Source organism: Vibrio sp. Evd11, assembly GCF_900382755.1.
GTDB classification, from domain to species: domain Bacteria; phylum Pseudomonadota; class Gammaproteobacteria; order Enterobacterales; family Vibrionaceae; genus Vibrio; species Vibrio lentus.
Genome location: NZ_OSDX01000019.1, coordinates 16,565 through 35,792 on the forward strand (window position 1 = coordinate 16,565; position 19,228 = coordinate 35,792).

General features: G+C 44.9%; 19 protein-coding genes. 4 read left to right on the forward strand and 15 right to left on the reverse strand.

Annotated features, from left to right (window positions below; translation table 11 throughout):
* Positions 1 to 37: 37 nt before the first annotated feature.
* From ED652_RS10515 to ED652_RS10565, 11 genes are all read right to left on the reverse strand, one after another.
* Positions 38 to 886 (reverse strand): DMT family transporter, encoded by an 849-nt coding sequence (locus ED652_RS10515; RefSeq protein WP_122054693.1) that lies wholly within the window; start codon positions 884 to 886, stop codon positions 38 to 40.
* A complete protein-coding gene (locus ED652_RS10520; protein ID WP_122054695.1) occupies positions 886 to 1,338 on the reverse strand; it encodes a GNAT family N-acetyltransferase in 453 nt (150 codons plus the stop codon). Before ED652_RS10520 ends, ED652_RS10515 begins: the two co-directional genes overlap by 1 nt.
* 57 nt (positions 1,339 to 1,395) lie before the next feature.
* The gene (locus ED652_RS10525; RefSeq protein ID WP_004735262.1) at positions 1,396 to 1,962 is read right to left on the reverse strand and encodes a Crp/Fnr family transcriptional regulator; all 567 of its coding nucleotides are present in this window, start codon (positions 1,960 to 1,962) and stop codon (positions 1,396 to 1,398) included.
* Between the two features lie 71 nt (positions 1,963 to 2,033).
* Positions 2,034 to 3,788, reverse strand: coding sequence for a lysophospholipid acyltransferase family protein (locus tag ED652_RS10530; protein ID WP_122054696.1), 1,755 nt, complete (start codon positions 3,786 to 3,788; stop codon positions 2,034 to 2,036).
* Between the two features lie 12 nt (positions 3,789 to 3,800).
* Entirely contained in the window at positions 3,801 to 4,244 is a 444-nt protein-coding gene (locus ED652_RS10535) for a hypothetical protein (RefSeq protein ID WP_004735264.1), read from the reverse strand.
* A 10-nt stretch (positions 4,245 to 4,254) separates the two neighbouring features.
* Positions 4,255 to 4,692 (reverse strand): YHS domain-containing (seleno)protein, encoded by a 438-nt coding sequence (locus ED652_RS10540; RefSeq protein WP_122054698.1) that lies wholly within the window; start codon positions 4,690 to 4,692, stop codon positions 4,255 to 4,257.
* A 12-nt stretch (positions 4,693 to 4,704) separates the two neighbouring features.
* Positions 4,705 to 5,454, reverse strand: a complete 750-nt coding sequence (locus ED652_RS10545; RefSeq protein WP_122054700.1) for an NRDE family protein — start codon at positions 5,452 to 5,454, stop codon at positions 4,705 to 4,707.
* A 2-nt stretch (positions 5,455 to 5,456) separates the two neighbouring features.
* Positions 5,457 to 5,999: a DinB family protein gene (locus ED652_RS10550; protein ID WP_017078811.1), complete on the reverse strand. Its 543-nt coding sequence runs from the start codon at positions 5,997 to 5,999 to the stop codon at positions 5,457 to 5,459.
* 19 nt (positions 6,000 to 6,018) lie between these two features.
* Positions 6,019 to 7,152, reverse strand: a complete 1,134-nt coding sequence (locus ED652_RS10555; protein WP_102340811.1) for an ATP-grasp domain-containing protein — start codon at positions 7,150 to 7,152, stop codon at positions 6,019 to 6,021.
* On the reverse strand, positions 7,149 to 7,736 hold the full coding sequence (locus ED652_RS10560) for a DedA family protein (RefSeq protein ID WP_122054701.1): 588 nt from the start codon (positions 7,734 to 7,736) through the stop codon (positions 7,149 to 7,151). Before ED652_RS10560 ends, ED652_RS10555 begins: the two co-directional genes overlap by 4 nt.
* A gap of 284 nt (positions 7,737 to 8,020) precedes the next feature.
* The gene (locus ED652_RS10565; RefSeq protein ID WP_122054703.1) at positions 8,021 to 9,997 is read right to left on the reverse strand and encodes a bifunctional 2',3'-cyclic-nucleotide 2'-phosphodiesterase/3'-nucleotidase; all 1,977 of its coding nucleotides are present in this window, start codon (positions 9,995 to 9,997) and stop codon (positions 8,021 to 8,023) included.
* A 414-nt stretch (positions 9,998 to 10,411) separates the two neighbouring features.
* Here ED652_RS10565 and cysD point away from each other — a divergent pair, with 414 nt between their 5' ends.
* The 4 genes from cysD (at position 10,412) to cysC (ending at position 15,240) form a co-directional block, all read left to right on the forward strand.
* Positions 10,412 to 11,356 carry a sulfate adenylyltransferase subunit CysD gene (cysD, locus tag ED652_RS10570; protein ID WP_226974827.1) on the forward strand — a complete coding sequence of 315 codons (945 nt, stop codon included), beginning with the start codon at positions 10,412 to 10,414 and terminating at the stop codon, positions 11,354 to 11,356.
* A gap of 18 nt (positions 11,357 to 11,374) precedes the next feature.
* The gene (gene cysN / locus ED652_RS10575; RefSeq protein WP_004735272.1) at positions 11,375 to 12,805 is read left to right on the forward strand and encodes a sulfate adenylyltransferase subunit CysN; all 1,431 of its coding nucleotides are present in this window, start codon (positions 11,375 to 11,377) and stop codon (positions 12,803 to 12,805) included.
* 65 nt (positions 12,806 to 12,870) lie between these two features.
* Entirely contained in the window at positions 12,871 to 14,595 is a 1,725-nt protein-coding gene (locus ED652_RS10580; protein WP_122054704.1) for an SLC13 family permease, read from the forward strand.
* A 24-nt stretch (positions 14,596 to 14,619) separates the two neighbouring features.
* Positions 14,620 to 15,240: an adenylyl-sulfate kinase gene (cysC, locus tag ED652_RS10585; RefSeq protein WP_122054706.1), complete on the forward strand. Its 621-nt coding sequence runs from the start codon at positions 14,620 to 14,622 to the stop codon at positions 15,238 to 15,240.
* 173 nt (positions 15,241 to 15,413) lie between these two features.
* Here cysC and ED652_RS10590 read toward each other — a convergent pair whose 3' ends face one another.
* The 4 genes from ED652_RS10590 to ED652_RS10605 all read right to left on the reverse strand — a co-directional run bounded on the left by ED652_RS10590 (position 15,414) and on the right by ED652_RS10605 (position 19,176).
* The gene (locus tag ED652_RS10590; RefSeq protein WP_122054707.1) at positions 15,414 to 16,322 is read right to left on the reverse strand and encodes a TIGR03899 family protein; all 909 of its coding nucleotides are present in this window, start codon (positions 16,320 to 16,322) and stop codon (positions 15,414 to 15,416) included.
* Positions 16,323 to 16,673: 351 nt separating this feature from the next.
* Entirely contained in the window at positions 16,674 to 17,189 is a 516-nt protein-coding gene (locus ED652_RS10595) for a DUF3299 domain-containing protein (protein ID WP_065104194.1), read from the reverse strand.
* Positions 17,190 to 17,203: 14 nt separating this feature from the next.
* Positions 17,204 to 18,463, reverse strand: coding sequence for an ABC transporter permease (locus tag ED652_RS10600; RefSeq protein WP_122054709.1), 1,260 nt, complete (start codon positions 18,461 to 18,463; stop codon positions 17,204 to 17,206).
* Positions 18,460 to 19,176: an ABC transporter ATP-binding protein gene (locus ED652_RS10605; protein WP_017110584.1), complete on the reverse strand. Its 717-nt coding sequence runs from the start codon at positions 19,174 to 19,176 to the stop codon at positions 18,460 to 18,462. Before ED652_RS10605 ends, ED652_RS10600 begins: the two co-directional genes overlap by 4 nt.
* Positions 19,177 to 19,228 lie beyond the last annotated feature (52 nt).

Consider the following 19,228-nt stretch of genomic DNA (forward strand, 5'->3'; position numbering starts at 1 on the left):
AACGTTTCGGTAGACATAGATAGACGATAGAAAAGAGCTAAGTGTTAGCTCTTTTTTTTGGTCGCTTGAAAGGGGCGAGTGGCAAGATGATAAGCATGATTCCGATAAAGGTTAACGTATCTGGAATCTCATCGAACCATATTGCGCCTATTAACGCGACAAACACTAATCCAGAATATTCAGCCAAGGCGATTTGGCTCGAATGTGCTTTCTGGTAGGCGGAAACAGCAAGTCCGTTATAACTCAATATGAGTGTTGCGCTGAGTGCTATGTATCCCAAATGCTCCACAGATACCGGTTGCCAGTATAGGAAGCACAGCACTAATGATGCTGGTATAGAGAATAACGTTGTCCACCATAACGTGGTGACTACGGTTTGCTCACTTGGAAGCTTTCTTACCAACACATTGAACAGTGCGAGCGTCAGCGCTGTGCCTAGTGCAAACAATGCTGCCCAATGAAATTGCGATGGCCTCAAGACAATCAATGCACCAATAAAACCGATAGTGGTGGCGATGACCTTGCCAAGTGCCGGTTGCTCTTTCAGTAGAAACATAGATAGAGGCAGCATCAACAAGGGCGCGACGTAAAATACTGCGTTGGCGGTAGCCAAAGATAAATGGGTAATCGCGACAACCATACATCCACTGCCAATTAGTATCAGCTGTCCGCGTATGATGGTCACTTTGGCTTGCTGTAAGCGTCGTTGTTCCTTTTTCTGCTGTAGCCACAAAGGGGTGATGATGAGCAGAGATATCAGCTGTCGGAAAAAAATATACTGAAGAGGTGGCACTTCGCCATTCAACAGTTTTACCGCTACGTCGGAAAGCGAGGCAAACAAGTTACCTGCAATCAGCAATAGGATACCGACAGTGATATTCGACATTACTTCTCTAATCTCATATCGACGTGCGGAATATCGTCTTCCAAGTACATCTCAGAGATCGTTTTGAAGCCGTGGCTCGCATAGAAGTTTTCTAGGTGTTGTTGCGCACCAATATCGATAGTCGTGCTCGGCCAAAGAGCCTCACAGCGTGTTAACGCTTCTTTTATCAATTGATGCCCTAAACCATCACCTCTTGCCGATTGCTTAGTCGCCACTCGGCCGATGCTAGTGTGGTCGTAAGAAGTTCCTGGTGGTAACAAGCGTGCACACGCCACTAACTCTTCATCAGCATAACCAAACAAGTGTTCAACACCTGCGAGTGTATCTTTACCGTCGAGTTCTGGATAAGGGCAATTTTGTTCAACGACGAACACATCTACTCGTAATTTAAGTAGTTGATAAAGCTGTTGTGTTGAAAGTTCAGAAAAGGGAATTGAGTGCCAAGTGATCATGTTTACATCCAGAGGTTATCGATGCTCTGAATGTACTATGTGCGATGATTGTTGGCATTAACTATTGTTAATTCGACCTTTAATTCTGCTCAGACTGATCGCGGTTATTCCTAGGTAAGCAGCAATCTGGTTGTCGTTCAAGCGCTGTTCAAGGTCGGGATAATGTTCGCAGAACAGTTGATAGCGTTGCTCGGGAGTATAGAGCAGCATAAAGCGTTCTTTGTTTTCCTTATGCATCAGCTGAGTTTCTAATAACTTTAAATACAAAGGGTTGTTTGATGCGCGCCACTCGATAACCGCGTTCATTGGCAGTTCTAACATAGTAATTGGTGTGAGCGTTTCTAATAGGTAAGGGGACGCTTGATTTTTTATCAAACTCTCAAAGCCGATGATCCAATCTTGTTCCCAGTAGAACTCTTTGCTGTATTGCTTGCCGTCATTGGTGAGGTAGCAAGCGTGGCACAATCCCTCGAGTACAAAGTAGATTGAACTCGCCATTTCACCTTGATTGATTAGGATGTGTCTGGTTGGTAGCTCAAGCGGCTTGGCGACGGCTAATAGAGATTCAATCTGACTTTCAGAGAAGTCAAAGCTTTGTAGTTGTTCGATAAAAGAGGTGTGCATGGAAATAACCTAACCCAAATAAGTGTCGAAATCATCGCACTTATTTGAGTATAGGTACAGAGCAGGCTAAATCAGCGTCGAGCGTGCTGTTCTAGATAATTTTGAGCGAGCTCTCTGCCCATGTATTTACCTAAGGTCTTCAGTGGTACTTTCTTAAGGTTAACCACAATCAAGCCATCCAGAGCATCATTAAATGATGGGTCGACGTTAAAGCACACCAACTTACCGTTCATCCCTAGATACTGGCGTAGTAGTACTGGTAGGCCTTTTCCTTGCTCCATACGTGCTAACACTTTAGAGAGCAGAGGAACACTTGCCAATGACGATAACAGGTGATTCTGCCAGAACACATGATTACTGGTATTGAGTGGTGAAGAGGGAGAAACTAAATTCGCTTTTTCTTCGTCATAATGATGTATCGATAAAGTCGTCGCAATCAACAGGCGAGCATTATGACTGTAATCATTACTGATACTGACCGGGCCGAATAGGTGAGTGTATTGAGGGTGACGATACACGAAGGCCGCGATACCTTTCCACAATAGTAATAGTGAGTTAAGGCTCTTTTGATAAGGCTTGCTCACTACAGAACGCCCAAGTTCAATACTATTATCAAGGGTATCAATGAACTCTTGATTGTAGTTAAACAGACTTCGAGAGTAGAGTTGATCAAGCCCGTGCTCAGCGATCAACTTGTCGACCATACCAAGTCGGTACGCCCCAACCAGTTCAGCCTTAGCTTTGTTCCACACAAACAGTTGATGGTAGTAAAGGTCATACTCATCTAAATCACAGGCAAGCCCGCTGCCTTCGCCAACCTCTCGAAAGCTCTCTTCTCTGACTCGACCAATCTCACGCATTAAATTGGGGATCGACTGGCTCGGTGTGCAATACACCTCAAAATCGCCCTGTTCAAGTAATCTCATTTCTTGAGGCAGTGACGCGACTTCTATAGAGAGTACTTCTGATGGAATAGGAGCAATAACCTGAGTGTCAAAAGAGGGTGCATGGATTGGCGTGCTAGGGCTATCTTGTTGACTCATCAGATAGGTATTGAGTCGCAGATAGTTGACGATATCCATCTCTTGTTCAAACGATTTTATCTCTGAATATGGGATCGAAGAGCCGATAGATATAGAGATGGTAGTCGCTCGTTTATTAAGAAGCTCACGCCCAAGTAAAGCCGTTCGTAGCAGTGGATGAACTCGTCCGGCTTGGTAGAAAAGCTCGCTGTTTTTACCATTGATAAAGATAGGAACCGTAGTTGCCTGATGACGTTTGACGAACTTTGCGACTGATTTGCTCCATTCGATGTCTGTCAGTGTTTTTGCCCCTTTACGGTAACTCGATACTTCGCCAGCAGGGAACACAATCAACAATCCACCATCTGCTAAATGGCGATTGGCATCTCGAATGGCTTTGGCGTTGGTTCGTTTCGACTCTTTACTATTAAAGACATCGACTCCGATGAAAAGATCATCCAGTTCAGGCAGTCGCTTGAGCAACTCATTCGCCAACACCTTTACATCTTTTCTTACCGATCCTACGAGATCAGCAAGGATCACACCTTCAATCGCGCCAAGCGGATGGTTGGCCACAATGACTACAGGCCCTTCCTCTGGGATATTATCAGTGGCGCCTGCGGAAACAGAATAGTCGATATTGAGTGCTGACAGGGTGTGATGCATGAATTCAAAGCTAGATAACTCATCAGGTCTATCTTGATAGAGTTTGTCTAGCTTAGATAGCCCAGTTGCCCACTCGACAACAGACTCACCTAAACCAAAAGGCGTGTAACGTGGTAAACGAAAAGGACTATCAATCATAATGAAGCTACCTTATTGACTAAAGTTGTTTAGGAAACCGTCTTGATTCTTGAAATCTTTCACACTTAAAAATGCACCGCATAACCACACTAGGCATGCCATACCAAACAGTAATCCACCGTCATAACCGACAATTTCACCCGCTGCATTAAACTCAGGCATTTGAATACCGAGTGGTGTAAACAGGTGGAAGAAAATCGCACCACTCATAATTCCCACACTCATGATGGCACCTAGGCCATGCCAACGAGTAAACAGCAAAATGGCAGCAATCAATTCAGCAAACCCAATTAAGTAGCCGCCAAATGAACCGAACCAACTTAAGCCCGACCATGTCGCCAAGGTGCCAAAGATATGCTCAGTCTCGTATGAGCCTGTGAACTTAAAAAACAGCGACTGAACAAATACGAAAGCGATAAATGCCGCAGGAATATGTTTAGCTGGAGTGAATGTCATGGTTATTCCCTTATTTGATCAGTTGCGGCCAAACGGTGTCGGCTTTTTGAATATGCTGTGCTCGGTCTTGTTCCCAACGCTGTTTAATCTCTTGGTCGTAGTTGAGGTAAAGCTTGTTATCAACAATTGTCCATTGGTTCGGGTCACCAGGTGCAAAGTCACTTTTTGCTGAAACAGCCCAAGCGCAATAACCACCATATTGAGGGGCATATTTTTCAGGATTATTAACAAATAAAGTCAGATTCTTTTCAGAAGAGAAATACCAGTCCGCGCCTCTGTACTCGGTGCTGAATTTTTTACTGCCTTCAATAGGCTTACCTGAAGTGAAATAAGCCACAGTGTCGTAGCCATCGAGCGCCTTACTGCTAAAGAACCCTGTGTAGATTTCATCGGCGGCAAATACATATGGGCTAACAAGTAGCATGACCATGGTTAATAGTTTTCTCATGATGGACTCCATCTATAGATTGATTGCTGGTGATAAATCGAAGGTAAAACGCTGTTGATTTATCTGGCATGGTTTAATGGGTTCACAAGGCGAGCCGGGTGCGTAAAACATTGAGGCTTGGCCGTGTAGATTGCGTAAATGTGTAAAGCTTACGGTGTGCGCGTCTTCACGATGCATACAGGTAGCTAAATGAGGCTGTTCGCTGTGATGGTGAGAGTGAAACTGAAGTAAGTTCTGTTGATTCTTACCCATTGCCATAAGCTGATCGTATTTTGCTTGTCGATAGGCTTGCACTCGCTCTAAATCAACACCGGATGAGAACAGCGGAGAATCGGTTTCGACTATTTTTTGTTGAATGCCATCCCACATATAGGCGATAACCAAACCATGGTGTTGAGTTAAGTTCGGCGCGAAAGCTAGCAAGGTAAATGGGGCAAAAGAGTGCAGATCGAGCTTATGAAATGCTTCAGAGAGCTGACTGATATTACGACTCGATGATAGGTTCTTGAGTAACAAACCACGGCTGACTAAAAGGCCATCAGGTACGATGCCTTGATAGTTATTGAGTAGGCATAACGAAAGCCCGAACTCATTGATACTGATCCAGCTACCACCACCGGTTGGGTCGAGTGGCATGATGATATCGACGCCGTTAACTCGATATTGTTTAGGTGGCATCGCCAGTGCCCGTGTCTTTTGTTCATCACGATTAAAGAAGACCTGATAGCCATTGTCTTCAAGTAGCCAAGATACTGAACACATGATTATTGCTCCCTCAAATAGCTGCTGGTGGTTGGGGCATAACCAAAGGTGTTGCATGTTTCGACATCAAGAAAGGTCGTGATCACCTTGATCATCGCGTAATGATGATTGGCGTGCAGCGCAGCAAAGGTAACCTCTCTTTCTAGCGTAGAAGGCAAGCTGGCAAATACTTGTGTATCCATCGAAACTTCGGTTTGGATCATGATAGGCGCTTCGAGATCTCTACGGTCTAATCGTTCAAGCCAGTTGATCACGTAATGGATCTCTTTCAACGCAATCGACCTGTCGAATTCCACGGGGTGACCACGACGACGAGTGTTGTAATCAACGGTCGCATTCTCTTTTAAAATCAAAGCGTGAAAAAGATCGAGCGTGTGACGAGTATGCTCACCAATAGAGCTTGTGACGTGCGGCTTTGCTCGTGTCAGATAGTCGCTGTCAGATATCGCTAACAAAAACTCTAAACCCTGATTCAATATCTCTACCGCTCCCTTGATACTAGGAGAGAAAGAAGTGAGGGCGCTCGGTTGGGCTATGGGGTTCATTCATGATCCTCGTACAAAGTTAATCGGTGGTCGGATATTGTTGAACAAGACGTCGTTCTTCTTGCCACGCGTTAAATAAGCTCTTAAAAGAAGGAGGCTGGTGGCCTCTTTGTTTCTGTTGAGCGCCAATATCAAAAAGAATGCGGTATTGCAGGAGTAGCGTCGAAAATATCTCTCGCAGCGGTGTGTTGCGATCCCAGATGTGCCCGGCCTCACTGCTTGCGCCATTGACCTCAAGGATAGTGAAGTCCTCGCCGTTCATTAGGCTGTGCATGTCCTTGAATTTGACGTCGAGTCGACCAAAGTGAAAGCCATCGAAGTCGTCGAATATCTCATCTAAGCGTTCGGTTAAAGCCTGAGTGATGTATTGATTGCCGTCTCGGAAGATACAACCACGGCTATGGCTGCCTGCGAACGCGAGTTGGAACTCTTCGCCCTCTGCGAGCACTTGATCCAATTTATCTTCATGTCTCGGTAGATACAGGTGACTAAGTTGCCCAGCACGCGGGCTATTTTCAATTAACTGCTTGAGTGTCGAGCTGCCATCGCCCACCACCATTGGTGCGTATTTGAGTGTGATCGAGATGATCTCGCCTTGCTTTTTATTTGGGTAGCGAACATAGAAAACACCCGCTTCGGCTTGATAAGGCGCCTTTTCTTGCAATAGAAAGCGAGCATTATTTGGGAAAGATTCAACATACTGCTCAAGTTGATCTTGTGTGTTGATCAGCTTAACGCCAACACCTCGACAACCAAGATCCGGTTTGGCCACAATCGGGAAATCGAGATCCGACTGTATGAGTGCGCTGCGCGCATCTTCGGCTTGTTTCTTACTGCTAAGATCCGTTTTGGTTAAGGTGATAAACGGAGAGATCCAACGCTGACTCGATGATCCGGCAAGGCTCAGTATTTCGTGTTTTGATTCGCCTACCATGCCGCTTAACTTGATGCTCGGGTTGGCGATGAGCGGCAGCGCCCAGTCAAAGTGCCGTAACCCTTGCATCAGGCTTTGAATCACCACTGGCGTGTAGAAAAACCAAGTTGGAAGAAACTCATAAGGAGAGACACTGCGCACGGTATCTTTTTCAAGCAAGGGCATGCCTGCATTGATTTGATGTGCTGGAATGATGCGAATATCTTGCGGTGAACTCATGATAATCCTCTAGAGTAGGTTCTATTCATTAATCGATTGCCGATAAACAGCAAAGCGATGGCACACGGGATGATGATCCATTGATATTCAGAGGTTTGCAGCCACGCTGATGTCCCTAAATAGTAGATGGCAGAGAAGACAATGCCAGTCCAGAGCGCTGTGGCACTAATAACGGCAAACAAGAAAGTAGGCAGTGGGATGGCGAAAAAGCCACTTAAGGTAAAACCAACGGTACGAAGCCCTGGAATAAAGCGGATGACAAAAAGACTGCTGAAAGCGTTTTGACGTAATTTAGTGCGAAGCGCACGAAAGTATCGGTTGTTGAGGGCTTTGTAACGAACGCCTCGGAAATAACGTCCTGATTTACCTAGGTAATAGAGGCCGAGATCGCCTGTGGCAATGCCGATGAAAATGGCAAGTAATGCATATTGAGGAAGCATGAGTCCTTGAGTTGCTAAACCTGCCGCTGTAACAATCGCCAGATCTTCAAGCAAGTAAGAAAGCGCGATAATGCCAAGCATCAGCCATAGCAGCGATTCTTCTCCTGTATTTAACCATGCTTGAATACTCTCGACGGTGCTCATCAAATACCCTTATCTATCCTATAGATGAATGGCTTATTGGCCATTCATTGAGTGTAGTAAATTAAATAGACAGGAGGAGCAGAGAAAAACTTACAGCTGATTAGTGTTTTTTTGTGGGGACTTAAATCGATTGACGGTTTGAGTCGTGCTGTTTGGGGGTTGAATTAGCGGGTGTTTACGGTGAGAAAAGTAGGGCAGTGGATTCGGTTTATAAATAACAAAAGAAAAAGGCTGAGTCGCTAAACTCAGCCTTTCAGAACGTTAACTATGGATTACTGGGTAATCTATTTAGTTAGGTCAATCTGGTAAACAGCAAAACCAACATCGTCAGTTGCAACACGTTTCATCGGGTATTGACCCTTTTCTTTTATGAACTCTGCCGCTTTGTCGCTTGGAGATGTTTCAAAGCGGATATCTAGTTTGTTATCCGTTTTGATTGGCGCAAATGACCAGTTGTTATCAGCTGTTGGGCTAACTTGACCTTGCTCTTTGCTTACGCGAGAGATGTAGTTCGCAAGAACAGTACGGTTTTCATCTGGTGCATCAAATGCGATGAAGTCTTCACCTGTACCTGGGAACTTAGCACTGTATGCACGGTAGTTGTTGGTTGCGATCAGGAAGTCTTGCTTCATGTCGATTGGCTTCCCTTGGTAAGTTAGGCCAACAATACGTTGTGAGTCAGGGTTAACGACTTTACAGTTTGTATCGTATTTCGCAGGTTGAGTTACGTCGATTTGGTAATCAACACCGTCGATAACATCGAAGTTGTAAGTGCGGAAGTTATCCCACTCGATCAACTGTTGTGGTGCTGTTGAGTTAATATCCACTTGGTTGAACTGACCAGCAGAACACTCAAGCCACTCTTTTACTTCGTGGCCTGTTACCTTCATCGCGACTAGCGTGTTCGGGTAAAGGTACAGGTCAGCTGCGTTACGGAATGTCAGTTGGCCAGATTCAACTTCAGTGAAGTTTGCTGGGTCATTCTTACGGCCACCGGCCTTGAATGGTGCAGCTGCTGAAAGTACTGGAGTACCATCTAGATCTGGGTCGCCTTGGATGAACTGTTCAACGTAATCTTTCTGTGCAAGGTTAACGATTTGAACTGTTGGATCGTCTTGTACTAGAGATAAGAAGCTGTACATCACATCGTCTGCTTTACCAATCGGTTGGTTAACAAACTCACGAGTACCTGCGTGGTCTTTTTCTAGTGCTGTTACGATGCCCTCATCAGCGGCAGCAAGAGATTTCTTCTCGATCTTGTCGTAGATAGGGCGTGCTTCTGATTGGCCTTTAACGACTTCCCACTTACCGTCTTTTTGTGCAAGTGTTAGATCCATAACACCAACGTGGCTACCCCAACGACCTGGCATTACTGCCGCAACGCCGTTCATTGTGCCCGTTTCGTTGTCGATGCCTTGAATGTCATCAAAACCTTTGCCTGGGAACACTGCGTGAGAGTGGCCGAATGCGATTGCATCAATGCCGTCTACTTCAGATAGGTAGAACGTTGAGTTTTCTTCGCCATTTTTGTACGGGTCAGTTGATACGCCTGAGTGAGGGATAGCAACGATAACTTCAGCGCCTTCCGCTTTCATTTGAGGCACTAACTCGTTAGCTGTCTCAATGATGTCACGAGCGATCACCTTGCCTTCAAGGTTCTTCTTATCCCACGTCATGATTTGTGGTGGAACAAAACCGATGTAACCCACTTTTACTTCATGTTTTACACCAGCAGTATCTTCAAACGTGTGCGTCTTGATGATGTATGGCGTGAAGTAGTGTTCTTTAGTTTCTGCGTCGTAAACGTTAGCACTGATGTATGGGAAATCAGCGTCGTTGATAGACTCTTCTAGGAACTCAAGACCGTAGTTGAATTCGTGGTTACCTAGGTTTGCAGCGTCGTAGCTTAGTTGATTCATTGCTTTATATGCAGGGTGAACTTCGCCCGCTTCGATGCCTTTGTCCGCCATGTAGTCACCCATTGGGCTACCTTGCAGCAAGTCACCGTTATCAACTAATACGCTGTTGGTTACTTCGCTTTGAGCTTCTTTTACTAGAGTTGCAGTACGTGCTAAGCCGATTTTTTTCGATGGCTTGTCTTTGTAGTAGTCGTAATCCATTAGGTTGGTATGGATATCCGTCGTTTCTACGACACGTAATTTAATCACTTCATCGGTATCTGGTGTTGTTGTGCAGCCTGCTAGAGTCAAACCAAGACCCGCAAGTACAGCCAATGACAAAGGTTTCATTGCAACTTTCATTTTGTAGCTCCAAAGTGGATAGTAGAAAATTCGTTGCGTAATGTAACAAAACCGAATGAAACAATGATTACAACGAATGTTAATTCGTGACTTAGATCGATTACTTTATGGTGTTCTGCAAGACGCCTCCCAAACCTGCTCAATCAATGTACAAATCACATCGATAGTATTAGTCCATTCATTTCACCTATTTATCGATGAATCCCATCCCTTATCAGCTTTTCGAATAAAAAATGAAATTTTAGAATTTCCAGTAATATGAGAGGCTCGTCATAATGCCTATATCAAGGACGTATCAGGCAGATGAATAGCAAGGATAGCTCAAAACGAAGCTTCTGTTTTCTTCTAGTGCCAATACTCCCATTCACTCAAGTGGATGAGTTAAATCCCTTGCTTGGCAAGACCAAGTAATGAATTGCTCGTACTGCGAGCCTTAAAGGAAGCACTGAAATGGACCAAGAACGTTTAACCCACCTAAAACAGCTTGAAGCGGAAAGTATTCATATTATCCGTGAAGTTGCTGCTGAGTTTGATAACCCAGTGATGATGTACTCCATCGGTAAAGATTCTTCTGTGATGCTTCATTTAGCTCGCAAAGCGTTTTATCCAGGCAAGATTCCATTCCCACTATTGCACGTTGATACGGATTGGAAATTCCGCGAGATGATTGAGTTTCGTGATCGTACGGCTAAAAAGTACGGCTTCGACCTTTTAGTGCATAAGAACCCAGAAGGTATTGAGATGGGATGTAGCCCGTTCGTACATGGTTCTTCTAAGCACACTGACATCATGAAAACTCAAGGCCTTAAGCAGGCGTTAAACAAGTACGGGTTCGATGCCGCTTTTGGTGGTGCGCGTCGTGATGAAGAAAAATCTCGAGCGAAAGAGCGTGTTTATTCTTTCCGCGACAAGAACCATACATGGGATCCAAAAAACCAGCGTCCTGAGCTTTGGCACACCTACAACGGTCAGGTTAATAAGGGCGAAAGCATTCGTGTCTTCCCACTATCTAACTGGACTGAGCTTGATATCTGGCAATACATCTACCTAGAGAGCATCGATATTGTTCCACTTTACCTTTCAGACAAACGTCCTGTGGTTGAGCGTGATGGCATGCTGATCATGGTTGATGATGACCGTATGGAACTGCAAGAAGGTGAAGTGATTGAAGAGAAAAGCGTTCGCTTCCGTACTTTGGGCTGTTACCCACTAACCGGAGCCGTTGAATCTGAGGCGAATACGTTAACAGGCATTATTGAAGAGATGCTGGTGGCAACGTCTAGTGAACGTCAAGGCCGAGCGATTGACCATGATCAGTCGGGCTCTATGGAGCTGAAAAAGCGCCAAGGTTATTTCTAAGAATCTAAGGAAAGAAAAATGAATAGTGCAGTAGAAGCCGAATTGGCTGAACTAGGGATTGAAGGTTATCTAAGTCAGCATCAGCATAAATCTATGCTTAGATTTTTAACTTGTGGCTCAGTAGATGACGGTAAAAGTACGTTAATCGGTCGCTTGCTCCATGATACAAAACAGATTTATGAAGATCAGTTAGCAGCAGTTCACTCGGATAGCCAACGAGTGGGTACTACAGGTGAGAAGCCTGACTTGGCACTGCTTGTTGATGGCTTGCAAGCTGAACGTGAGCAAGGGATCACGATCGATGTGGCTTATCGCTATTTCTCGACGCAAAAACGTAAATTCATTATTGCTGATACTCCTGGGCATGAGCAGTACACGCGCAACATGGCAACAGGCGCTTCAACGTGTGATCTGGCTGTGATCTTGATTGATGCTCGTAAGGGTGTACTGGATCAAACACGTCGTCACTCGTTTATTTCTAACCTGCTTGGTTTGAAGCATTTCATCGTCGCAGTCAACAAGATGGATCTCGTCGAGTACTCGCAAGATCGTTTTGAGGAGATTCGCGATCAGTACCTAGAGTTTGCTGAAAACCTAGAGGGCGAAACTAATATTCAGATTCTGCCAGTTTCGGCACTTGAAGGTATTAACGTTGCTGCGCCAAGCAAAGAGCTTGCATGGTTCGAAGGTCCGTCTCTATTAGAAGTGTTAGAGAACGTCGACATTGACCAAAAACGTTCTGCGGGCGAATTCCGTTTCCCAGTGCAGTACGTCAATCGTCCTAACCTAGATTTCCGTGGCTTTGCCGGCACTGTGGCTTCTGGTCGTGTCAGCGTGGGTGATGAAATCAAGGCGTTGCCTTCAGGTAAAACCTCTAAGGTGGCAAGCATTGTGACCTTTGATGGTGAACTTGAATCAGCACAAGCGGGTTTGGCGGTAACACTGACTCTTGAAGATGAAATTGATATCAGTCGTGGTGATTTGATTGTGCTGGAAAACGCGCAAATTGAATCTACTAACCATGTATTGGCTGACATCGTGTGGATGACAGAGCAACCACTGCAACCGGGTAAAGCTTACGACATCAAAATCGCAGGCAAGAAAACCGTCGGTCAGGTTGAAACGGTTCGTCACCAATATGACATCAACAACTTGTCGACTCACGCTGTTGATGAGTTGCCACTGAATGGTATTGGTTTGTGTGAATGGTCATTGAACGAGACTGTCGCACTGGATAAATACCGTGAGAGTGCCGATACCGGTGGCTTTATCGTTATCGACCGACTAACCAACGTGACGGTTGGTGCGGGTTTGATTCGAGACCGTTTGGACTCTGTTGAACAGCAAGTCGGTAACTTCTCTGCATTTGAACTTGAGTTCAACGCTCTGGTTCGTAAGCATTTCCCTCATTGGGATGCCAAAGATCTAAGCCAATTACTGAAGTCATAAACGACCAAGCAACAGCTTATTGAATCAGGCGGAAACTCATCGTTTCCGCCATAAAGGACGGGTATATGTGGCAACAAGGATTTGTATTAGCGATTTTGCTCGGCATCATTACTTGCCTGCTCGTTACCCGTATTAAGCCAAGCTTTATCTTTGCTGGCGCGGCGTTTATTGCTTTTATGGCTGGTATGATCGACTTGTCGAGCTTAGCCAATAACTTCACTAACTCCTCGTTACTGACTTTAATTCTTCTGATCCTCGCATCAAGTGCGTTGGAGAAAACTCGCTTAATCAGCTGGGTTAGCCGCAATATCTCTGAAGGTAGGCTAGGTACCGTGGTTGCGAAGTTGGGTATTTCCACAGCGCTACTTTCTTCTTTTACTAATAACACGGCGGTGGTTGTCTCTTTGATCGGGGCGATCAAACGTAATCAACAACATGCGCCATCTAAACTGCTTATCCCTCTGTCATACGCTGCCATCTTAGGTGGAACGCTGACATTGATCGGCACTTCAACCAATTTGATCATCAATAGCTTTGTTGAAGATGCAGGGCTGCCGAGCTTAAACTTTTTCACACCAACCTTGATCGGTCTGGCGGTTTTGGTCGGTGGCGTGTTGATCCTTATTCCTCTGAGTTACTTCTTACCCAGCTACGATGATGGTTCCCAAGATGATCTGCCTTACTTTCTAGAAGCTAGAGTTGAGCCGGGTTCTCCTTTAGTTGGCCGCAGCGTCAGCCAGAATAATCTTAGAGCTCTGAGAAAACTGTTCTTAGCGGAAGTGATTCGAGACGGTGAAACAACGGCGTCTATTGACCCTGACTTTATACTGCAAGCTCGTGATCGACTGCTATTTTGTGGCGACGTTGAAAGTGTAGCGACACTCCAAGAAATCCAAGGATTGACTCTGTTTGGTCAACATCACCTTAACGGCCAGAGCTTTGTTGAGGTTGTGGTGAGCTCGTCGGCAAGCTTCTGTAACAAAACCCTGAAAACCAGCCAGTTCAGAGATCGTTTTGATGCGGTTGTGGTTGCCATTCGTCGTGGCCATGAGCGCCTTGAAGGTGGTCTTGGAAACATCACACTAACCGCTGGTGATACCTTGATTCTGGTTCCCGGCAAACGCTTTGAAGAACAGCGCCAGCAACACAACAAAGAGTTTGTGTTGATGAATGACTTGGACTCGAGTGCCAAGCTTGATGCGGATAAATCGACGTTTGTATTGCTCGGTTTTGCCAGTGTGATTGGTTTAGCCCTTGCTGAAGTCGTGCCGATTATCAAAGGGCTGGCTGGTTTCTTACTGTTGCTGGTGGCCTTTGGTGTGGTGCAACTGGGTGAGCTTCGTCGCCGTTTTCCGGTTGATATTGTGGTGATCGTTGGCTCTGCACTTTCTATTGCTCAATTGATGATTTCATCGGGTTTGTCTGAGCGGATGGGGCTGATGTTTATGGAAGCCTTTAATGGCTGGGGCGTGTTTGGTGCGTTAGTCGCGACTTATTTCATGACATTGGTTTTGACAGAACTTGTTACTAATAATGCGGCCGCAGCACTCTCGTTCCCAATCGGCTATAGCATGGCTATCGGCTATGGCGTTGACCCTATGCCATTCATTATGGCGGTTCTGTTTGGTGCTAGCGCCAGCTTTATTTCGCCATACGGCTACCAAACCAATTTACTTGTTTATAGCGTAGGTAATTACCACCTCACGGATTATCTGCGTATCGGCATCCCAATCTCGATTGTCTATTCGGGCTTGGTGCTGACCCTAATTCCTTACTTTTTCCCATTTTAATGCTGTTTATTTAAAGGACTAATTATGACCGCAGTACTCAAACCAAAAGATGAGAATGTTGTGTGGCATCAACACTCGATTGATAAAGCATTTCGCTCTGATCTGAAATCACAAAAACCAGCCGTGCTCTGGTTCACGGGTTTATCTGGTTCTGGGAAGTCGACAGTCGCTGGTGCATTAGAAAACCGCTTAGCACAGCTTGGTTACCATACTTACTTATTGGATGGTGATAATGTTCGTCATGGATTATGTAGCGACTTGGGCTTCTCTGAGCAAGACCGTCGAGAGAATATTCGTCGTATTGGTGAGCTCGCTAAATTGATGGCGGACGCGGGTTTGATCGTGTTGTCAGCGTTTATTTCTCCACATCAAGCGGAGAGACAGTTGGTGCGTGATTTATTGCCGGAAGGTGAGTTTCTAGAGGTGTTTGTTAATACGCCACTTGAGGTTTGCGAACAGCGTGATCCTAAAGGTTTGTATAAGAAAGCGCGTGCTGGAGAAATCCCGAATTTTACTGGCATTAGCTCAGTGTACGAAGCGCCTCAGAATCCTGAGATAGATCTACCTGCGGGCGAGAAGACACTCGATGAACTGGTTGAATTGTGTATTGATGCTTTAGAGAAGCGTAATATTTTAGCCAACTGAGATCGTTGGTATGACTAAGGCTACTCAGCTGTTTATCTGTTTATTCACGACCGATAAATAGTGCAGCCTTAGTTTACCGAGACAAGAAACCTATCCTCTAGATTCTCTTTATTCTTCTCAATACTTTTCACTTTTCACTTTTCACACCGTCTATTTTTTGCACCGTCGAGTGCTTAGACGGTGTAATTCACACTGCTTTTTACTTCTGTCTGTACCGTGAACTTCTGACTTAAAAGAGCAATCAGTTGGTCGTAATACTGCATGTTGGGTTTGTTGCCAAGTAAGGTGCACAGCTCATTACCTGTTGGACTGAATCGGTAGTAAACCAGCTTAACCCCTTTTGAAATAGGCGCCAGTGACATGCTCTTACCTTGATAAGTCAGGTGCAACGCTGGGTCTAAGTCAATCTCACCAGACTCTAATTCAGTGCCTAGAATGATACCGAGCTCAATTAAATGGAGTAGGCTAGAGTAGGGTAGGTTGTGTCCACCAAGGTTGATGGTGTTGGTGGTGTCTCTTTTGCCGAAACTGAATATTCCAGCATGAGATTTGAAACCAAGTAATAGCTTTCTGCTGCTATCACTACCAAAACTACAGCCAAGTGATGCCGCTCTTTGTAGGGTGAGTGCTTCTTTTGGTGTCATGTCTTGCAAGATCTGCAATGCCTTCATCGACGTCGAACCTGGGTTGGTGACTTCTCTTTTTAATACCTGAGCCCATAGTCTCTGCATCGATGTATTGTGGATCTCTTGTGCCATATCGAAAAAGCGGTATAACCAGTCCTGATCAGGATCTCCAGCCGCTTCATCCTTACATGAAGAGTGCGCCAATTTCAGAATCTGTTCTAGATTCTTTTGACGCAGTTCTTTACGTTTTTTCTCTCGTAATAGCGCCCGCTCGATAAGCGTACTTCCTGCTTTATCGCTTGGTTTTGCACTATGACTGATTAAGGAATCTAAGCCGAAGCTCTGTGCGATGTGCAGCATTCTGCTTGTGCTGTCGGCAATATGAGGCTTTTTCTCATGCTTGTGCTGTGTATCGCTAGCATGCTCAATGATCACTGGCTGTTTGGTTTCTGACATAAGAGTACTCTAAGGAAACGACTTAACTGTCTAAAATGTAAATCTTTATCTTATTGGTGGCTAGATTTTGCGTGCAGAGTTGAAGGTTTCAACAAAATTTTACTTTTGCTAATGATAATAAAATGTTAAATTTGTTGTAATTCTCAAGGAGGAGTTATGAATCAAGTCAATGATAACAAGCTGAAGAAACAGCTTAGTATAGGGTTATTACTCGCTACTTATGTGGCTGTCCTAGCTTATTTGTCTAATTACATCGCATAAACTAGTCAAACAATATCGTTATGAAACTGTTATTGAATAAGTTCACTTGTTCAGTGATGGTAGCTCATCCGTGAGCCACCCTTCTAATGACTACATGTCGTCATATTCTTCTATTGCTGTACCTTCAATAAGATAACCTGTTTGAGCTAAGTCGTGGCTTATTGACTCGGTTTTTAGCGTACCTACTAAATAAATTACATCCCATAGCTGCTGTATTGGCGCACCTTTAGGGAACTTCACGTAGATGATTTGGTTCGGCGGCGGTGGCGGCACGTGGATACATGCGCCAAAGTACGGTACCAGCAGAAATTCAGTGATCATGTTTTCATCACCTTCCAATGGAATCACAAAGCCAGGAATCTTTACTGTGCTGCCATTCAACTCAGGGCGAACAGCGCCAAGTGTCGATTGTTGAGGTTTGTCCATACTGTCGTGGTTAACTGTCGGCATGCCGAACGAATCCAGCTGAGCACGTTCTGATTCCGGAATTAAATCAATCCAATCCAGAGTTAATACCGATTCGTCAGTCGGTGCGGTTTCAGCGTGAGCTGTGCTGATAAATGGGAATAGAAGTAGCCCAAATATCAGTAGGAATTTGCGTTGCATCGTAGGTTCCTATTTTAGATTCGAATAGTCATGCCATCAGACAATGACTGACGGTAAGCCCTGAAAGCGGGAATAAAGCCGATAATGATTCCGGCAACTTGTACCAGTATAAGCAGTTTCCACTCATGAGGGGTGATTGCGGATATCGATATGTTGATACCATAGCTTTGTTGCACAATAGGAGCAACTACTGCGATTAGGGCAAACAAAACGGCAACCCCTAGTGTTATGCCAAGGAAGGTCAGTGCACTTGCTTCACTGATCAGTAAACCAAAGACATGGCGAGGCCTTGCTCCCATAGCACGTAAAATGGCCATCTCTCGACGTCTTTCTTGCAAGCTAGTCAGTAGGCTACTTAGCATTCCTAATAGTCCCGCGACTACAACAAACCCTGAAACAATCAGTAGTGCTTGTTCTGCCACGGCTATCATTCCCCACAATTCATGCAGAGCAATACCCGGCATAATGGCGCTCAAAGGTTCTTGGCGATAATTATTGATTTCTCGTTGCAGTGCAAAGGTTTGGATTTTCGATTTAAGGCCAACCATCATCGCGGTAATCTGCTTAGGTTGGAAATCGTAGGTCTTTAATGTTTCTGCATCTGGCGTGTGCCCTAGGTTGGCTCCTGATTCCCAGCCCACGTGAATCGCTTCAATGGCCTCTAACGAAACATGCACGGTTTTATCTACTGGTGTGCCGGTTGGCGCGAGTATTCCAACAATTGTGAAGGGCAGGTTGTCATGACGACTAAAGGCAACATCACTGATACCGTGTGCAAGAATGATGTGATCACCAATCTTGTAATCTAACTTCTTCGCGACATCAGCCCCAATTACTACATCAAATAGCTGTTTAAATTCCTTACCCTGCTGAAAAGTAAGTGGTTGCTTACTTCCATAGCGATAGTTTTCGAAGTAGCTATGGTTTGTACCCATCACACGGAAACCTTTATGCGAATCTCCCAATGAGATGGGTATCGCCCACTTTACGGCATTGTGCTGGCTAAATTCTTCATAGCTTTTCCAGTCGATGTTGTTGGTCGCATTACCGATTCTGAATACTGAGTAAAGCAGTAGGTTTACCTGACCAGAACGGCCACCAACGATAAGGTCAGTACCTGAAATCGTATTAGCAAAACTGCTCTTTGCTTCGGTTCTTACGCGTTCAACACCGAGTAATAGAATCACTGACACTGCCACGGTGAGAATCGTCAGAATAGCGGTGGCTTTACGGTTGAGTACGCTTTTTAGGGCTAAGTGAGTAATTACTTTCATACGACAACCTTAGCTTGGTTAACGGTTTTTAAATCTATGGTTCGAGTGAACAGCTTTTCTAATGTTGGATCGTGACTGACAAATATCAGAGTAGACCCGGCTTGATTTGCTTGCTCGAGTAACAATTCGATGAAGGCTTCTCGGTTGTCATGATCCAAAGCCGATGTTGGTTCGTCGGCAATGATGATCTTTGGTTGGCCGATTAAAGCGCGAGCTGCAGCGACACGTTGCTGTTGACCAATACTCAGCTCAGTAACAGGTTTGTTCATTAAGGCTTGTGGTAGCTTTAATCTGAGCAATAATTCTTGAGCGGTGGCTTGCAGGCTGTTCTGACTTTCAGTGACTTGCTGTTTACGAATCTTTGAAAACTGGCAAGGAAGCGTCACATTGTCGATCACTGATAAGTAAGGAAGCAGATTAAATTGTTGGAATATATAGCCAATATGATCGGCTCTGAACTTGTCTCTCTGACGAGGCGTTAGCTGTGTGAGATCTTGGCCAAGGATAGAAACTTCACCTTGCTCTGCTTGGTTAATTCCGGTCAATAACCCTAATAATGTTGACTTCCCACAACCACTAGGCCCTTTTATGAAAAGGTGCTCTTGGGCTTGGATATGCAGTGAGGGGATCTCTAGCGTTGGGGATAATTCAGGCTTCCAACGAAAGCTGATATTTTCGAGTTTGACCACAAGTGATGAACTGTCAAAAGACATATTAGCTCCAATGATTAAAGCGGTGTATTTACTGGACAGCTATTAGAAAAAT

What these genes read in the sequence shown, in the direction of transcription:
- ED652_RS10515 (WP_122054693.1), bottom strand. Translation starts at nt 886, where the DNA reads ATGTCGAATATCACTGTCGGTATCCTATTGCTGATTGCAGGTAACTTG.
- ED652_RS10520 (WP_122054695.1), bottom strand. Translation starts at nt 1,338, where the DNA reads ATGATCACTTGGCACTCAATTCCCTTTTCTGAACTTTCAACACAACAG.
- ED652_RS10525 (WP_004735262.1), bottom strand. Translation starts at nt 1,962, where the DNA reads ATGCACACCTCTTTTATCGAACAACTACAAAGCTTTGACTTCTCTGAA.
- ED652_RS10530 (WP_122054696.1), bottom strand. Translation starts at nt 3,788, where the DNA reads ATGATTGATAGTCCTTTTCGTTTACCACGTTACACGCCTTTTGGTTTA.
- ED652_RS10535 (WP_004735264.1), bottom strand. Translation starts at nt 4,244, where the DNA reads ATGACATTCACTCCAGCTAAACATATTCCTGCGGCATTTATCGCTTTC.
- ED652_RS10540 (WP_122054698.1), bottom strand. Translation starts at nt 4,692, where the DNA reads ATGAGAAAACTATTAACCATGGTCATGCTACTTGTTAGCCCATATGTA.
- ED652_RS10545 (WP_122054700.1), bottom strand. Translation starts at nt 5,454, where the DNA reads ATGTGTTCAGTATCTTGGCTACTTGAAGACAATGGCTATCAGGTCTTC.
- ED652_RS10550 (WP_017078811.1), bottom strand. Translation starts at nt 5,999, where the DNA reads ATGAACCCCATAGCCCAACCGAGCGCCCTCACTTCTTTCTCTCCTAGT.
- ED652_RS10555 (WP_102340811.1), bottom strand. Translation starts at nt 7,152, where the DNA reads ATGAGTTCACCGCAAGATATTCGCATCATTCCAGCACATCAAATCAAT.
- ED652_RS10560 (WP_122054701.1), bottom strand. Translation starts at nt 7,736, where the DNA reads ATGAGCACCGTCGAGAGTATTCAAGCATGGTTAAATACAGGAGAAGAA.
- ED652_RS10565 (WP_122054703.1), bottom strand. Translation starts at nt 9,997, where the DNA reads ATGAAAGTTGCAATGAAACCTTTGTCATTGGCTGTACTTGCGGGTCTT.
- cysN (WP_004735272.1), top strand. Translation starts at nt 11,375, where the DNA reads ATGAATAGTGCAGTAGAAGCCGAATTGGCTGAACTAGGGATTGAAGGT.
- ED652_RS10580 (WP_122054704.1), top strand. Translation starts at nt 12,871, where the DNA reads ATGTGGCAACAAGGATTTGTATTAGCGATTTTGCTCGGCATCATTACT.
- cysC (WP_122054706.1), top strand. Translation starts at nt 14,620, where the DNA reads ATGACCGCAGTACTCAAACCAAAAGATGAGAATGTTGTGTGGCATCAA.
- ED652_RS10590 (WP_122054707.1), bottom strand. Translation starts at nt 16,322, where the DNA reads ATGTCAGAAACCAAACAGCCAGTGATCATTGAGCATGCTAGCGATACA.
- ED652_RS10595 (WP_065104194.1), bottom strand. Translation starts at nt 17,189, where the DNA reads ATGCAACGCAAATTCCTACTGATATTTGGGCTACTTCTATTCCCATTT.
- ED652_RS10600 (WP_122054709.1), bottom strand. Translation starts at nt 18,463, where the DNA reads ATGAAAGTAATTACTCACTTAGCCCTAAAAAGCGTACTCAACCGTAAA.
- ED652_RS10605 (WP_017110584.1), bottom strand. Translation starts at nt 19,176, where the DNA reads ATGTCTTTTGACAGTTCATCACTTGTGGTCAAACTCGAAAATATCAGC.